This is a genomic window from Geobacter sp. SVR (assembly GCF_016865365.1).
Classification (GTDB): domain Bacteria; phylum Desulfobacterota; class Desulfuromonadia; order Geobacterales; family Pseudopelobacteraceae; genus Pelotalea.
Genome location: NZ_AP024469.1, coordinates 1234963 through 1250871 on the forward strand (window position 1 = coordinate 1234963; position 15909 = coordinate 1250871).

General features: G+C 58.8%; 15 protein-coding genes. 7 read left to right on the forward strand and 8 right to left on the reverse strand.

The features are described from left to right. Window positions 1-15 precede the first annotated feature (15 nt). From GSVR_RS05675 to GSVR_RS05705, 7 genes are all read left to right on the forward strand, one after another. A complete protein-coding gene (locus GSVR_RS05675) occupies window positions 16-732 on the forward strand; it encodes a FadR/GntR family transcriptional regulator (protein ID WP_173201318.1) in 717 nt (238 codons plus the stop codon). 124 nt (window positions 733-856) lie between these two features. Beyond that, window positions 857-1222: a hypothetical protein gene (locus GSVR_RS05680; RefSeq protein ID WP_173201320.1), complete on the forward strand. Its 366-nt coding sequence runs from the start codon at window positions 857-859 to the stop codon at window positions 1220-1222. Between the two features lie 168 nt (window positions 1223-1390). Next, window positions 1391-2653 (forward strand): TolC family protein, encoded by a 1263-nt coding sequence (locus GSVR_RS05685; protein WP_239077465.1) that lies wholly within the window; start codon window positions 1391-1393, stop codon window positions 2651-2653. Further along, entirely contained in the window at window positions 2650-3909 is a 1260-nt protein-coding gene (locus GSVR_RS05690) for an efflux RND transporter periplasmic adaptor subunit (RefSeq protein ID WP_173201324.1), read from the forward strand. Before GSVR_RS05685 ends, GSVR_RS05690 begins: the two co-directional genes overlap by 4 nt. A 164-nt stretch (window positions 3910-4073) precedes the next feature. Next, window positions 4074-7163 (forward strand): efflux RND transporter permease subunit, encoded by a 3090-nt coding sequence (locus GSVR_RS05695; RefSeq protein WP_173201326.1) that lies wholly within the window; start codon window positions 4074-4076, stop codon window positions 7161-7163. Next, window positions 7160-7498: a P-II family nitrogen regulator gene (locus tag GSVR_RS05700; protein WP_173201328.1), complete on the forward strand. Its 339-nt coding sequence runs from the start codon at window positions 7160-7162 to the stop codon at window positions 7496-7498. The genes GSVR_RS05695 and GSVR_RS05700 overlap by 4 nt, the downstream gene beginning before the upstream one ends. Before the next feature lie 526 nt (window positions 7499-8024). After that, window positions 8025-8615 (forward strand): hypothetical protein, encoded by a 591-nt coding sequence (locus GSVR_RS05705; protein WP_173201330.1) that lies wholly within the window; start codon window positions 8025-8027, stop codon window positions 8613-8615. Window positions 8616-8726: 111 nt separating this feature from the next. Here the strand turns inward: GSVR_RS05705 and rarD are convergent, their stop codons facing one another. From rarD to GSVR_RS05745, 8 genes are all read right to left on the reverse strand, one after another. Further along, window positions 8727-9653: an EamA family transporter RarD gene (gene rarD, locus GSVR_RS05710; RefSeq protein WP_173201332.1), complete on the reverse strand. Its 927-nt coding sequence runs from the start codon at window positions 9651-9653 to the stop codon at window positions 8727-8729. 1 nt (window position 9654) lies between these two features. Beyond that, window positions 9655-10143, reverse strand: a complete 489-nt coding sequence (locus GSVR_RS05715; RefSeq protein WP_173201334.1) for a YbaK/EbsC family protein — start codon at window positions 10141-10143, stop codon at window positions 9655-9657. Window positions 10144-10263: 120 nt separating this feature from the next. Next, on the reverse strand, window positions 10264-11145 hold the full coding sequence (locus GSVR_RS05720) for a DMT family transporter (RefSeq protein ID WP_173201336.1): 882 nt from the start codon (window positions 11143-11145) through the stop codon (window positions 10264-10266). 7 nt (window positions 11146-11152) lie between these two features. Next, entirely contained in the window at window positions 11153-11857 is a 705-nt protein-coding gene (locus GSVR_RS05725) for an ABC transporter ATP-binding protein (RefSeq protein ID WP_173201338.1), read from the reverse strand. Window positions 11858-12013: 156 nt separating this feature from the next. Beyond that, window positions 12014-12778 (reverse strand): ABC transporter ATP-binding protein, encoded by a 765-nt coding sequence (locus GSVR_RS05730; protein WP_173201340.1) that lies wholly within the window; start codon window positions 12776-12778, stop codon window positions 12014-12016. Between the two features lie 45 nt (window positions 12779-12823). Further along, window positions 12824-13753, reverse strand: coding sequence for a branched-chain amino acid ABC transporter permease (locus GSVR_RS05735; RefSeq protein WP_173201342.1), 930 nt, complete (start codon window positions 13751-13753; stop codon window positions 12824-12826). 98 nt (window positions 13754-13851) lie between these two features. After that, entirely contained in the window at window positions 13852-14727 is an 876-nt protein-coding gene (locus GSVR_RS05740; RefSeq protein WP_173201344.1) for a branched-chain amino acid ABC transporter permease, read from the reverse strand. A gap of 98 nt (window positions 14728-14825) precedes the next feature. Then, window positions 14826-15761 (reverse strand): DMT family transporter, encoded by a 936-nt coding sequence (locus GSVR_RS05745; protein WP_239077466.1) that lies wholly within the window; start codon window positions 15759-15761, stop codon window positions 14826-14828. Between the last annotated feature and the right edge of the window lie 148 nt (window positions 15762-15909).

The window sequence follows — 15909 nt, forward strand, 5'->3', positions numbered from 1 at the left end:
AGAAAGGATACCAGCATGTTCAAAGCGGTCAAACAGAATCGGGCCTACCAGGATGTGGTGGAGCAGATACAGGATGCGATTATCTCGGGAACCCTCAAGCCGGGCAGCCAGCTGCCGGCCGAGCGGGAATTGAAGGAGTCGTTCGGCATCAGCCGGGGAACGCTGCGCGAGGCCTTGCGGGTGCTGGAGCAGAAGGGGCTGATAGAGATCCGTACCGGAGTATCCGGCGGTTCCATTGTCAGGGAGGTCAACAGCGAGCAGCTCAGCGAGAATCTCGGGCTTCTGATTCGCAACCGCACCGTTTCGCTGCGTGACCTGGCCGAATTTCGCAAGGGAATCGAGGGTGGGGTGGCCGTACTGGCGGCTCAACGGGCCAATGAGCAGGATAAGGCCGCGCTGAGGGCGCTGTTGGCTGAAGCGGAGGGATATCTCAAGCAGGGGCGCAGAGGGTGGGACGCTTTTATCCGGACCGATGAGAAGCTCCATATGGCCCTGGCCAGCATAAGCGCCAACCAGCTCTTCATCAGCGTGCTGGAGAGTGTTTACCTCAATATCCACACCTACTACGAAAATTTTCTGCCGCGCGAGAAACGGGTGTTGCAGGAAAACTTCGATGATTTGAGCGGCATCGTGGCCGCGGTGGAAGCAGGCGACGGCGAACGGGCCCGGGAACTGGCCCAGGGGCACGTGGACCGCTTCAATGCCTATATGGAGGAAAAGGGTCCACGATAGCAGTTTCCCCCTGGTTGGCCGGACCGCACCGGGTCGCCGCGGCAGTTTTGGGCGGCGCTGCAGCCGGAAGAATGACAAAATTAATTATTGCAAATGTTTTGATGAGTTGTTAGGATCCCCCTCCATGAGATTTGCCTTCAGACGCATAATCGCCCTGGTGCTCTTGTGTGCAACCGTCAGCAGCCTGATGGTGACACTGGGCGGGGAGGCGCTGTGCGCCGGCGAAGCGGCCGGCGTTCGTACGATCTCAGTTCCGTCTTTTACCGCTGAAAGCGACAGCAATTGCCCCTGCGTTCCAGCACCATCCAATTCCCAGAGCGATCAATTCTGTACCGGTGATTGCGACTGCCCCTGCCATGCTCCCGTTTCTCCCGTGGCGGTAATTACCGGCTATTCCCCCTCGTTCGACAGCCTTCCCCATTTCGAAATTTCCCCGTATATTCCCGAAGTCTATCTCGATCCCTTCATTCCCCCCCAGAACCTGGCCTGATCCCCACAAACGATGACGGGCAGCGTTTTCTCCGCTCCGGAGGCCTGTCCTTCGTCACGCTCCCTTGCGGCGCATCCGACATAATTTCAATCATCGACATCACCACCTGAATAAAAGGAGGTTTTTCCTGTGGGAACAACTCTGTCCGCGCGAGGAGCTTTGCTCCTTGTGCCGGGAATCATTTGTATTGTATCGCCGCCTGTCCGGGCCGAAGCGCCCCATCTGGGGTTGCCGCAGGCGGTAGAGTATTCGCTGCGGAACAATGGTGAACTCAAGGCCTTTCGCGAAGAGAAGGGTATCCACGATGCAGCCGTTATCAGGGCAGGACTCTTGCCCAACCCCACCCTCGAACTGGAAGGGGGAACGGGTGCCCTGACCGGCAGCAGCGCCGAAAACAGCGTGTCGCTGTGGGTGTTGCAGGAGTTTCCGCTTGCCGGGAAGCGGGAGAAGCGGCGCTCCGTCGCCGACCGGGAGGTGGAAATGTATCGCTGGCAGCTTTCCGACCGGGAAAGACTGCTTCGCGCGGAAGTGAAGACTGGCTACTACGATGTGCTCCTGGCGGCAAAACGGGCCGATCTGGCTGAACGAGCCATCGAGCTTGAAAGACAGCTCCTCGAAATAGCAGGAGAGCGCCTGGCGGCAGGGGATATCCCGGAACTTGAAATGAACCTGGTAAAGGTAGAGCTGGCACGAAGTGAAGGGGTAAGGATCGAATGCGCCAGAGTGCTGAGCCAGGCCCGGGCAAAGCTTTGGACCCTGATGGGACTGCCGCGCGGAGATGCGCCTGCCATGGCAGGCACTATCGATTCCGGAACCGGAACAGCCATGACGAAAACAGCGGCAGACCTGAAACGTCTTGCAACGGGTAACCGGCCGGATCTCAAGGCACTTGAGGCCGAAAAGGGCAGGGGCGACGCGGACATTATCCTTGCCCAGGCGGAGAGGGTGCCGAACCTCACGGCAGGCCTGGCGTTGAAACGGGACACGACCTCCATGGAGATCGGCGGCATAGAGGGAAAGGAAACCGCCGTTACTATCGGGATGAGGCTCTCGATGCCCATACCCCTGTTCGACAGGAATCAAGCTGCGGTCCAGGAGGCTCGGGCGCGGCGCAACAGCACCGACAGCCGCCGTGTCGCAGCTGTGGAAGCTGCCGAACGTGAGGTGGAAACAGCCTATGCCGGCTACCTTGACAGTGAAAAGCTCCTCTCACTCTACAAAAATGCCATCATTCCCCAGTTCGAGGAAAACCTGAAACTCTCCCGGGAAGCGTATCGCCTGGGAGAGATCGGCATTCAGTCCGTAATCCAGGAGCACAAGAAGTTTTTCGAGGTCAATGATGGCTATCTGACAGCGCTGCATGGCCGGCAGGCGGCACTGGTGAATCTCGAATCGGCTACGGCAACCGAACTTACCGGAGGTATTCAGTGAACAGAAAAGGAATCATCATCGGACTTATCGTGGCCGTGGCCCTGGGCGGCGGTTTTCTCTATCGCTTCACCCATCTCAAAAGCGGTGGCGGCAGTCATGCCGAACACAACGAGGCCGGCGGGAAAGACGAAAAAAACGGCAACCACGAAGAACACAAGGAAAAGAAGGAAGGCCATGAAGGGCAGGACGAACATGGTGAAGCGGGCAGTGTGAGCATGACGGCCGAGATGCAGAAGCAAAACGGTGTGGTGGTGGAGCTGGCGAAAAAGCTCCGGATGAGCGGTGCGATCAGTGCCACCGGCAAGCTGGAGGCGAATGCGGACCGGATCGCCCATGTATCGCCGCGTATTTCCGGAAAGATCGTTGCGGTGAAAGCCTCTCTGGGGGACAGCGTCTCAACCGGCCAACCCCTGATGGTCATCGACAGCGTTGAACTGGGCGAGGCGCTGAACCGCTACCGCCAGTCCAGGACAAAGCTCGCCCTGGCCCAGTCCAATATGGAGCGGGTCAGGAACCTGGTGGAGAAGAAGATCGCGGCCAGAAAGGACATTCTTCAAGCAGAAACCGAATTCAAGACCGCTCAAGCGGAACTGCATACCGATGAGGAACGGTTGTCCCTGTACGGTTTCCCGCTTCCAAGCCTCACGGGGGAGGAGCATAAAAGGCCGCTGCTGCCGGTCCGTTCCCCGATTAGCGGCATCATCACCGAAAAGCACGCCATCGTGGGCGAACTGGCCGATCCTTCCAAGAGCCTCTACACCGTGGCCGACCTCTCTTCCGTCTGGGTCCTGGTGGATATCAACGAAAAGGACCTGGCCAAGGTCCGCAAGGGCCAGGCGGCAGTCGTTACCGTGGGCGCCTTCCCGGACCTGAAGCTGAAGGGGCGCATCACCTACATTGCCGACCTGGTCAATGAAGCAACCCGCACGGTCAAGGCGCGCATCGAGGTGGCCAATCCGGGGCGGAAGCTGAAACCGGAGATGTTTGCAACCGTGGAGCTGGCGCTGCCGGCTGATGCACCGCCGGTACTGGCTGTCCCTGAAGAGGCTTTTCAGGAGGTGGGGGGAAAGAAGGTGCTTTTCGTGGCGGAAAACAGCACGAAATTCGAGTCACGCACGGTGGAAACCGGCCGCACGGCAGGTGGCCTGATCGAGGTGCTGTCCGGATTGAAGGAAGGCGAGCGGTATGTTCTCAAGGGATCGTTCCTGCTGAAATCGGAGCTGCAGAAAGGGGAACTGGGCGAACATGGACACTGATACGGCCGAACGGCAAGGGAACGCGGAACAGGCAGGATTTGAACGGATTTGCGAGGATACAGCATGTGTATGTGGAAAAAACTGTGTAAATCCGGGGCATCGCAAGAATCCCCGTTCTGTTGTCATGATGTGCATTTTAAATACTGACCAGTGAGGCAACGAAAATGCTCGATAAAATATTGCAATTCTCGCTTCGGCAGCGCCTGCTGGTGCTCCTGGCCACGACCATCCTGATCGGGCTGGGGCTGTGGGCCATGAAAAAACTGCCGGTGGACGCCTTTCCGGACGTGACCAACGTCCAGGTGCAGATACTCACCCAGGCTGGTGGCATGGCCCCCACGGAGGTGGAGAAACTGGTCACCTTTCCCATAGAGACGTCGATGGGAGGGCTCCCCCGACTGCAGGAGGTCCGTTCACTTTCCAAGGTCGGCCTGTCGGTAATCACCGTCGTCTTCGAGGATGGGGTGGACATCTACTTTGCCCGCCAGCAGGTCTTCGAACGGCTCCAGCAGGCCCGCGACCGCTTGCCCAAGGGTATCGAACCCCAGATGGGGCCGGTCACCACCGGACTGGGGGAGATCTACCAGTACATCCTGACCTCCGATACCTACGATGCCCGCGAGCTGCGCACCATCCAGGACTGGCTGGTGCGTCCGATCCTGCGCACCGTTCCGGGAGTGACCGACGTCAACTCATTCGGCGGCCAGGTGAAGCAGTATCAGGTGCTGCTGGACCCTGGCAAATTGAAGAGTCTCAACCTGACCATCCATGATGTCATGGGAGCGGTGGAACGGAACAACGCCACCGTGGGCGCCGGCTACATCGAGCACCGTGAGGAACAGTACATGGTGCGCGGCATCGGTCTGGCCCGCGGCATCGAAGATTTACGGAACATCGTGGTGAAGAATTCCGGCGGCACGCCGATCCATCTCAGCGAGGTGGGAGAGGTGGCTGTCGGCAACGAGCCGCGCCAGGGGGTCACGACCTATGACGGCAAGGGGGAGGCAGTGGCCGGCATCGTCATGATGCTGAAAGGCGCTTCCAGCCGCGAGGTGGTGGAGGGGGTCACCGGCAAGATCAAAACGATTCAAAAGGCCCTGCCCGAAGGGGTCAAGCTGACCCCCTACTACGACCGGACCGACCTGGTCTGGAAGACCATCCGCACTGTTGCAACCAACCTGATCGAGGGGGGGCTGCTGGTGGTTGCCGTCCTATTCTACTTCCTGGGAAATGTTCGCGGCGCCATCATCGTTGCCCTGACCATTCCTCTCTCGATGCTGTTTTCATTTCTGGGGATGCACTGGCTAGGGCTTTCCGCCAACCTGATGACACTGGGAGCGATCGACTTCGGCATGATCGTGGACGGCAGCGTGGTCATGGTGGAAAACACCGTCCGGCATCTGGCCGAGCGAAAAGAGGGGGTAAGCACCCGTCACACCATCTACACCTCGGCCATGGAGGTGGCCCGTCCGATCCTTTTCGGGGTCATGATCATCATCATCGTGTATCTTCCCATCGTCACCCTGACCGATATGGAAGGCAAGATGTTCTCCCCCATGGCCTTTACGGTCGGCTTTGCCCTGCTGGGAGCCCTGATCCTGACCATGACCCTGGTGCCCACGCTCTGCTCGTTCCTGCTCACGGGGAAGGTTGTGGAAAAAGATCCGCGCCTGCTGGTCAAGATCCGTGAAGGATATCTGCCGTTGTTGCAGCGGAGCCTGGCCAATCCGAAGCAGACACTGGTCGTTACCGGTGCGGCTCTGGTCGCCTCCCTGCTTTTGATCCCCTTCCTGGGAAGCGAGTTCCTTCCCACCCTGGACGAGGGGAGCATCACCGTCCAATCCTTCCGCCTGCCCTCGGTCTCGGTGACCGATACGGTCAGGACTTCCGCTGCAGTGGAAAAGACCCTCAAGTCCTTCCCCGAAGTGGAAAGTGTCGTTGCCAGGGCCGGCCGGGCCGAGATCGCCTCGGACCCGATGGGGATCGACATTTCCGACATATTTGTGAGTCTCAAGCCGCGCAAGGAATGGACCAGCGCAGCAACCAAGGATGAACTGGTCGATAAGATGCGGGAGCGGCTCGAGAATATCCCCGGCATGACCTTTTCCTTCAGTCAGCCCATCGCCCTGCGGGTGGATGAGTTGATCTCCGGGGTCAAGTCCCAGGTGGCCATCAAGCTGTTCGGCGAAGACATGGAGCAGCTCAAGGCCAGGGCGAACGAGATCGCCGAGGTGGTCAAGAAGGTGGAAGGGGCTGCCGATGTGCAGGTGGAAAAGGTCTCCGGGCTGGCCTACCTGCAGGTGGAGATCGATCGGGCCGCCATAGCCCGCTACGGGATCAGCGTAACCGACATCAACGACATGCTGGAATTGGCTTCAGGTGGCAAGACAGTGTCTGAACTGTTCGAAGGGCAGAGGCGCTTTGCCGTGGCCCTGCGCTTCCCGGCCTCCCTTTCGGACAATCCCGGGAAATTCGGCGAACTGCTCATCTCCGCCCCGGACGGGGCACGCATCCCGCTCAAGCAACTGGCGAAAGTAAAGACCGAGGAGGGGCCGGCCCAGATATCACGTGAAAACGGCTCGCGCCGGATCGTGGTGGAGTGCAACGTTTCCGGCCGCGATATCGGAAGCTTTGTGGCCGCTGCCCAGAAGGCACTGGATGCCGGGGTCAAGCTGCCGGCCGGTTACTATCTGGAGTGGGGGGGACAGTTCGAAAACCAGCAGCGCGCCATGGCGCGGCTGGCGGTGATTTTGCCCATCTGCCTGGCACTGATCTTCATTCTGCTCTTTTCGACCTTCAACAGTATCAGGCAGGCCCTCCTGATCATCCTCAATGTCCCCTTTGCCCTGATCGGCGGCATCGTGGCCCTCTTTCTGCGGGGGCTGCCGTTGTCGGTCTCCGGCGCCATCGGCTTCATTGCCCTGTTCGGTGTGGCGGTGCTGAACGGTATCGTGATGGTCTCCTATTTCAACAAACTCCGCGACGAAGGCCAGCCATTGGATGAGGCCATCACCAACGGGGCTGCCATCCGCCTGCGTCCCGTACTGATGACCGCGCTGGTGGCATCCCTGGGCTTCATCCCCATGGCGCTCTCCCATGGCACCGGCGCAGAGGTGCAGCGGCCGCTGGCTACCGTGGTGATTGGCGGACTGATAACGTCCACGTTTCTCACGCTGATCGTGTTGCCCACCCTGTATCGGTGGTGGGAAAGAAGAGCGGAACTGAAACTCGATCAAAAGGAGAGCACTCAATGAAACAAGTAATTGCTTACATAAAACCTGCCATTTTTGAGCGGGTAACGGAAGCGCTCAGGCATATTGACGGGCTTACCGGGATGAGCGCAGTGGAAAACAACGGATTCGGCCGCGGCAAGGGGGCGAACCGGAGAAAGGTCGATAGCCAGATCAACTATTTCAGCAGAAATATTCGCATTGAGATCATGGTTTCCGATGCCCTGGTGTGGGAGGTGGTTGATAGTATCCGCCAGCAGGCCTGGACCGGTGAACAGGGCGAAGGGAAGATTTACGTCCTGGATGTGGTGGAAGCCGTGCGGATTCGCACCAACGAACGGGGCGAAGCGGCGGTCTGAGCAAAAAGAAGAGGAGCCCGGGCCAGAACCTGATGTTCTGGCCCGGGGATGCACTGTATGCGGAATTTCCTGTTTCGAACAATCTGTGTGATGGCGTTGCTCTCCTTCGTTACGATGGTTGCGGAGGGTACTCTCATCACTGCTGCCGGGTCTCCCGTAAGGCTTGAAACGGTACGCAACAATCATTGCACTCCGGACAGTGCCCGGAGTTGTCCTCTTCCCTGTGCCATTCCGGTTTGTCCTTTATGTGTATGTGCTGTTGCCGATACCGTGCAACAGGTCGAAATGCAGACCAGCTTCCGGGTAACCGCGTTGGAGTTTCCGGATGTTGTGGAGTCGATTCCAGACCCCTGTGGACGCGATATCTTTCATCCTCCGAGAAAAATGGCTGAACAAGGTCACGATGTCCAGACACCTACGGAATTAAGCGAACAGCTTAAAGTCAAAACGCTGATTACGGTAAGACCGCAATCAGGTCCCCAGCAAAAATTAGTCCAGTGCAGAATTACTTAAAGGAGATTGACCTATGATACGTATATCCCACCTTTTCCTAGTAACCGCTATCGTATCGATCACAGCCGGCTGTGCGGGCAACCATGAACTCGTCAAGGCAGCGGGCAGCAGTATCCGCCAGGACGTGTTTCAGGATGCTGACCAAAGGGCAGAAACCAAAGGATATGCCGACCTGCGTATCCATTCCTCCCTGAAGACTCACACGCCGGACGGGTATTCGGCAAAGGATATTCACGGTACTGAGGCTTACAAGATCATCGTAAATATCGATGGGCAGTCTGCCGAACTGCGCGGCGACCTGCGGAGAGAAAAAAGCGGAGCTGAGGCGCTCCACGATCCGGAAGCGGGCGAGGGGATCAGATATCATTTTTCGAAAAATGTTCGCCTTAAGCCGGGAAACCATAAGGTGATAATCGCCATCCCCGCCGATGGCATTGCCCGTGAGCAGGAGATCACGTTGGCAGATGGCAGTATCAATAATCTTACGTTGGCACCGGTTTATGGCGCCGTCTCCGGTAAACAGCGATCGGCAGTTGGCTGGGTGACCAGTTATAAGGAAGGGATGAGAAATCTCAAGATGATCTTGAACGGACGAGAGCTTTGACGAGTCGTCGATGGTCTATAAGAGGCGATCTTGGAATAACTACTCACTAGTAGAAGGGTGAATGAGCGAATCCGGGACAGCGAATGTCCCGGATTCCTCTCCTATCAGACTCTACAGCGTATCGCTGTCCTTGATCCGTCTCAAATCCGCCAGTGCCCGGTATGCATCCCACGAGTAGGCAGCCAGACCGGCCCAGATCAGCAGAAAGCTTGCCAGATGGGTCGATGTGAACTGCTCCTTGTAGACCAGGACAGCCAGAAGGAAGTGCAGGGTCGGCGTGATATACTGCAGGAAACCGACCGTGGCGAGCCGCAGTCGGCGGGCCGCTGCGGCGAAGAGCAGGAGCGGCACGGCGGTCACCACACCCGCCGACATCAGCAGCAGGCTGGTTTGCATCCCAGCTGCGACAAAGGCTGCATCACCCCGCCAGGCAACGAACGCCAGATAGCCGCACGCCAGCGGCGCCAGGAGAAAGGTCTCCACGGTCAGGCCGCTGAGCGGGTCCGCCTTGACCACCTTGCGCAGAAGTCCATAGGAACCGAAGGTCAGGGCCAGGATCAGGGCTGTCCAGGGGAAGCTGCCGAGGCGGACCGTCAGGATGAGCACCCCGGCAGCGGCCAGGAGCAGTGCCGCCAGTTGCAGCCGGCGCAGCCGCTCCTTGAGAAACAGGAGGCCGAGCAGGACGCTCACGAACGGGGTAATGAAATAGCCGAGACTGGACTGAAGCACCTGTCCGTGCTCAACGGCGATGATGAAGACCAGCCAGTTGGTGGCGATCAGGAGGGCGGAGCCAATCAGGATGAGCAGTGAGCTGCGCTGCGTCATGGCGTCGCGGATATCACTCCAGCGGCTGCGCCAACTGATGAGCAGCGACAGGAAGAGCACCGACCAGGCGATACGGTGGGAAACCACCTGAAGCGGTGGCACAGCCGCAATGGCCTTGAAGTAGATTGGAAAGAAGCCCCAGATCAGATAGGAGATTATGCCGTACAGAAGCCCCTTGCCGGCCTCGGGATGGTGTAACTGTTGCGCGGCCATGTCATTTCCCTTCGGCAACGACGGCCACGGTTCCGCCGGTGATCCGTACCAGGTCCTCCGGAGTCAGGTGAAACAGGGCATTGGGAGAGCCGGCAGCGGCCCAGATTACGGCATGAGCCATCAGGTCCTGATCGATAAGGGCCTGGAGTGGCGCCAGGTGTCCCAGAGGAGGGACACCGCCGATGGCGAAGCCGGTTCGTTCCCGTACCGAGCCCGCATCAGCCATGGCCACCTCTTCACCCGCCAGATTCTTTATCCGTTCCAGGCAGACCCGGTTGCCGCCGCTGGTCAGCACCAGAAACAGCTCTCCACTGGTTGCTCCTTTCAGCACCAGCGATTTTACAATCTGAGCCACGTCGCAGCCGACGGCATCGGCCGCTTCAACCGCGCTGCGGGTACTGGCGGCAAGTTCCTGCACCTCGTTGTCCAGCCCTGCTGCTGTCAGGGCTTCCCGCACCCGCTGTACGCTGGCACTTGATTTTTTCGACATCAGCATCTCCCAAAAATGGATCCAAGATAATGGCCCGCGATGAGCGGATTTTCGCGGATATAAAACAGAGTCGAACCAAATCCGGCTCAATCCGCGTTATCCGTTCCATTGCATTGCTGTCTATCCCCGCCGTACCGCGGCACGGGTAAACAGGAACAGCCCCGCAAAGATGATGGCAGCGCCGCTCATCTGCCGCGCCGTAGGGAATTCCCTGAGAAACACGGAAGCCCAGATGATGGCCCCCAGAGGTTCTCCCAACACGCTGACCGATACCACCGAGGCCTGGACATAGCGCAGCACCCAGTTGAAGACAGTGTGTCCCAGGATGGTGCACACCATGGCCAGAGCCAGGAAGAGGAGCCAGTCCTGCACCGGGTACGGTCCGAATGGAGTCCGGCTGGCAAGGCTGGTTGCAATCAGCACCAGAGAGCTGCTGCCGTAGGTGAAGAAGGTGTAGGCCGGCAGACTCACGGATCCACGCAGCTGCCGGCCGATCAGGAAGTAACCGGAGACGAATACTGCCGCCAGAAGCGCCAGCAGATCCCCCAGAAAGGCACCGGTACCCATCTGAAAATCACTGGCACCGATGATGAGGCTGCCGCAGAGCGCCAGGCCACCACCGAACATGGCCAGGCGGCTGATGCGTTCGCGGAAGAACAGCCAGGATCCGATCACGACGAATACCGGCTGGGTGCTGACCAGCACCACTGAACTGGCAACGCTGGTGTAGCGCAGGGAGGTGAACCAGGTTGTGAAGTGGAGGGCCAGGCACATGCCGCTGGCCGCGGCCAGCCAGCGCTTGGAGCGGGGAAGCTGGCGCAGCTCGCCGGCATGCCGCGCCAGCGTGAATGGGGCCAGCAGCAGGAACGTGAACAGGAGCCGGTAGGTGGCGATGATCATCGGCGGCGCCGACGAAAGCCGGACGAACAGCGCCGAGAATGAAACGGCTAAAACCCCTACCAGCACTGCCAGATAGGGGTTCACGATGGGCCTATCGCTCATGGGGGTATTATTCGCCGAGATAGGCCTTGCGGACTTCGGGATCCTCGGCCAGTTGTTTCGCATCGCCCGAAAGGACCACTTCGCCGGTTTCCAGGACATAGGCGCGATGGGCGATGGAGAGAGCCATGTTGGCATTCTGTTCGACCAGCATGATAGTGGTTCCGCTGGCGTTGATCTCCTGGATGATGGAGAAAATCTGTTCCACCAGCATCGGTGCCAGGCCCATGGACGGTTCGTCCAGGAGGAGCAGTTTCGGCTGGGACATGAGGGCTCTCCCCATGGCCAGCATCTGCTGTTCGCCCCCCGAAAGGGTCTTGGCCAGCTGCTTCCTGCGTTCGCCAAGACGGGGAAAACGTTGGAAGACATGGTCGATCTCGGTCTTGATGGCCTTGCTGTCGCTGCGGATGAAGGCGCCCATCTCCAGGTTCTCCAGAACGGTCATGTTGGCAAAGACGCGCCGCCCCTCCGGTACCTGCGATATGCCCTGGCGGACGATCAGATGGGCAGGGGTACCGGTTATGTTCTCTCCCTGAAAGGTGATTGTACCGGACAATGCGGGGACTATTCCCGAAATGGCATTGAGGATTGTGGTTTTACCCGCCCCGTTTGCGCCGATCAGCGCCACGATTTCCCCCTGATCGACCTTGCAGGAGATGTCTTTCAGCGCCTTGATGACATTGTAGTTAACGAACAGATTCTCGACGACAAGCATGGAATACCTCGGTGATTGGGGACCAGGGACCGGGAATCGGGAAAGGCGGTTACCAGTCCCGAACCATCAGGTGCCAGTCCTTCATAAGTGCAGATTTTTCACAATGCAGGTTGGTGGGGGAGGGCTTTTACCGATCCCTGATCCCCGGTCCCCGCCTTAATGCGATTTCCCCAGGTAGGCCTCGATGACCTTGGGATTTTTGCGGACTTCGTGCGGGACTCCCTCGGCGATCTTCTCGCCGTAATCGAGCACTGCAATCCGGTCGGAAAGCCCCATGACGAATTTCATGTCGTGCTCCACGAGGAAAACCGTGACGCCGGTGGCGCGGATTCGCTGGACCATCTCCATCAGGGCGACCTTTTCCTGGGGGTTCATGCCGGCTGCCGGTTCGTCCAGCAGCAGCAGATCGGGTTTCAGCGCCAGCGCCCGGGCAATCTCCAGCCTGCGCTGCTCGCCATAGGGGAGGTTGCCGGCCAGTTCGAAGGCGCGATAGGAGAGGTCGACCATCTGCAGACAGGAGCTCGCCAGCTCCAGCAGTTCGCCTTCCTCCCGTTTCACCCAGGGGGAGAACTTCAGAATCGAGCCGGTCAGATCCCATTTACCGCGGGTATGGGCACCGATCAGAACGTTGTCCAGAACCGGCAGATCGGAGAAAAGCCGGATATTCTGGAAAGTGCGTCCGATTCCGGCCGAAGCGATCCGGAAGGTCGGCTGGCCGTTAATGGGGCGATCCTTGAAGGAGATCGTTCCGGTGGTCGGGCGGTAGATGCCGGTGATCAGATTGAAGAGCGTGCTTTTACCGGCGCCATTGGGGCCGATCAGTGCATGGATGCTCCCCTTTTCAACGGTGAGGTTTACGCTGTTGACCGCTACGAGACCGCCGAAACGGATCGTCACGTTATCTAGCTTTAGTATCGACATGTCAAATTCCCACAGCTTCTGCGTTAGTAGAGTGACTGAATGATGTTAGCTCTTGCGGGTTCCTTGCCCCATGAGCCCCTTCATGTGGGGCTGGCGGCCTATGGCCCGTAAGAATACTTCGGTAAAGTTGATGCCCCCCATCAGCCCGTTGGGCCGGAATATCATCATGAAAACCAGCAATGCGCCGTATACCAGCATGCGGTACGAGGCCATGAAACGCAGGAATTCGGGGGCCGCCGACAGGACCGCGGCGCCGATGACGCTTCCGGGAATGCTTCCCAGCCCCCCCAGCACGATCATGCTGAGGATGTCAATGGACTTGAGAAAACCGAAGTCAGAGGGATTGATGTAGCTGATGAAATGGGCATAGAGCCCCCCACCTACGCCGGCCAGGAAGGTGCCGATGGCAAAGGACTGGACCTTGTAGCGGGCCACGTTGATGCCCATGGCCTCGGCTGCGATCTCGTCCCCGCGAATAGCCTTGAGCGCCCGGCCGAAGCGGGAGTTGTGGATGAAGGAGACCAGTATGATCGCGAGAATCACCACCAGCCAGACCACAATCGGCATGGGGATGGTGGTTTTGGGGGAGGGCACGGAAAGCCCGAGAGCCTTGTTGGTGATCTCCAGGTTGAGGAAGATTACCTTGACGATTTCGGCAAATCCGAGGGTGCAGATGGCCAGGTAGTCGCCGGTCAGTCGCAGGATCGGGTAGCCGATGATGGTGCCGACTGCGGCGGTCACCAGACCGGTGAATAGAATGTTCAGGCCGAACGGCAGGCCGAGCTTGATAGTTATCAGAGCGCTGGTGAAGGCACCGATGCTCATGAAGGCAGCATGGCCCAGCGAAAGCTGACCGGTCAGGCCGGTGATGACATTCAGGCCGAGCGCCAGAACGATTCCGATGCCGATGTTGACGATGATCTGCAGCAGATAGGGATTGATGTGCCCCAAGAGAGATTGCAATGCTTCACCCATACACGTTCCTCAAATTCGGGGACCGGGGACCGGGAACCAGGGACCGGTATGTTGAAGGTTCTACCGATCCCTGGTCCCTGACCCCTGATTCCTGGTATTTATACTTTCTTCTGAATTTTTCTTCCCATCAGGCCGGTAGGTTTGACCATCAGGACAAACACCAGAATGGCAAAGGCAATAGCGTCGCGGTAGGAGGAATATCCGGCAGCAACACCGAAGACTTCGGTAACCCCCAGGAGCAGGCCTCCCAGCATGGCGCCCGGTATGGAGCCGATTCCGCCGAGGACCGCTGCGGCAAAAGCCTTCAGGCCGGCCATGAGTCCCATGTTGAAGGAAACGGCATTGAACAGCAGACCCACCAGCACCCCGCCGGCAGCAGCCAGGGCCGAGCCGAGAGCGAAGGTGAAGGAGATGACCATGTTGACGTTGATGCCCATCAACGCTGCCGTGTTGTAGTCCTCGGAGGTTGCCCGCATGGCTTTGCCGATCTTGGTCTTCTGGACGATGAACTCCAGGGCAATCATGAGGAAGGCCGATACGCCGATGATCAGGAGCTGCAGGGTCGAGATGTCTGCATCACCGATATGTATCTGCTGTACCGGCAGGGCATTGTCGGGAAAGCCCTTGGCATCGGCGCCGAAGATCATCTGGGCCAGGGTCGAGAGGAAAATGGAGACCCCGATGGCCGAAATGAGGGCCGACAGCCTCGATGATTTGCGTAAGGGGCGATACGCAACCCGCTCGATCACGACACCCAGTACCATGCAGAAGACCATGGCCAGAATCATGGCGACGAAGAAGTTCATCTTGAACTTCGCCACCAGCAGCAGGCCGACGAAGGCCCCGGCCATGAAAATCTCGCCATGGGCGAAATTGATCAGGGTGATGATCCCGTAGACCATGGTGTAACCAAGGGCGATCAGGGCATAGGTGCTGCCGAGTGCCACACCGTTTATCAACTGTTGCAGAAACATGGTGATTCCTTATCCTTGCAGATGGTTCGGAGAATATCCGGCAAATGTTTTGTCACAAAGTCATGGAGACACAGAGTGTAACGGATCGAGCGCGTTTCCTATGTGCCTTCGTGGCTCGGCGACGCTGGTGTGGCCGGTTCGGCTTCGGCCTGTCGATTCGCAATGCCGAGGATGGCAAGCCCTGCGAAAATCGAGATCATGCCGATCAAAGAGTATGATGTCAATCGCTCCCGGAGCACGATAAACCCGAGCAAGGAGGCCGTCAAGGGTTCCGCCAGGGAAAGCGTTACCGCATGGGCGGTCGGGATGGTTTTGAGGCCGCGGGCAAAGAGCACATATGCCAGTGCCGTTGCAAACAGACCCAGATGCAGCACCACCAGGATGCCGCGCGGCTGGAATGCCCAGCGGAGGTCGCTGCCGATCAGGGCCGGGGAAAGCAGGAGCCCGCCAAGGGCGAACACGACGGCAATGACTCCATCCGGCCGCGCCGAGCGCAGCAGGGTCTTGATGGCCATGGTATAGCCCACATAGGCGGCACCGGCTCCCATGGCCAGAATCACGCCGCGAGGCTGCACGTGTACCATCTCGCCCTGATTCGGGATGAACAGCAGAATGCATCCGGCAATGGCAAAAATGGTGGCGAAAAACCAGCTGCGGTCCGGAAGCCTGCGACGCAACAGATAGGTTGCCACACCAGCCAGTACCGGCGAGCTGCCAATGGCGACCATGGTGCCCACTGCAACCCCGGTGACCGATACTGCGGCAAAGAAGCAGAGCTGGTAGGCGGCAACCATGGAGGCTGCCACGATCGTTACCCAGGGATGCCGCAGAAGGTTGCGGTCGAGTCCCCCACCAAGCAGCGATACCGTTAGCAGGGCTGTTCCGCCTACAATCAGACGCAACGCTCCGATGGTCATGGAACTGGCGCCGGAAGGGGCCAGAGCCTGGGAGGTGCCGGTGGTTCCCCAGATGACGGCTGCCAGAAGTACCAGCATCATACCGTCCATCGGCTGCCGGTTGCTTCCTTGACGCATATCAGTGTTTACTACAGTTGGCACAGATCAGAATTCTCAATCCAGACTTGCCGCTTGCAGCAGGGCGGCAGGCCGCACGCAAATATAGTTCGTTCAGGTCGGGCGTTCTCTCTAAAAAGCGGCACCGGCCATGGCCGGTGCCGCTCTG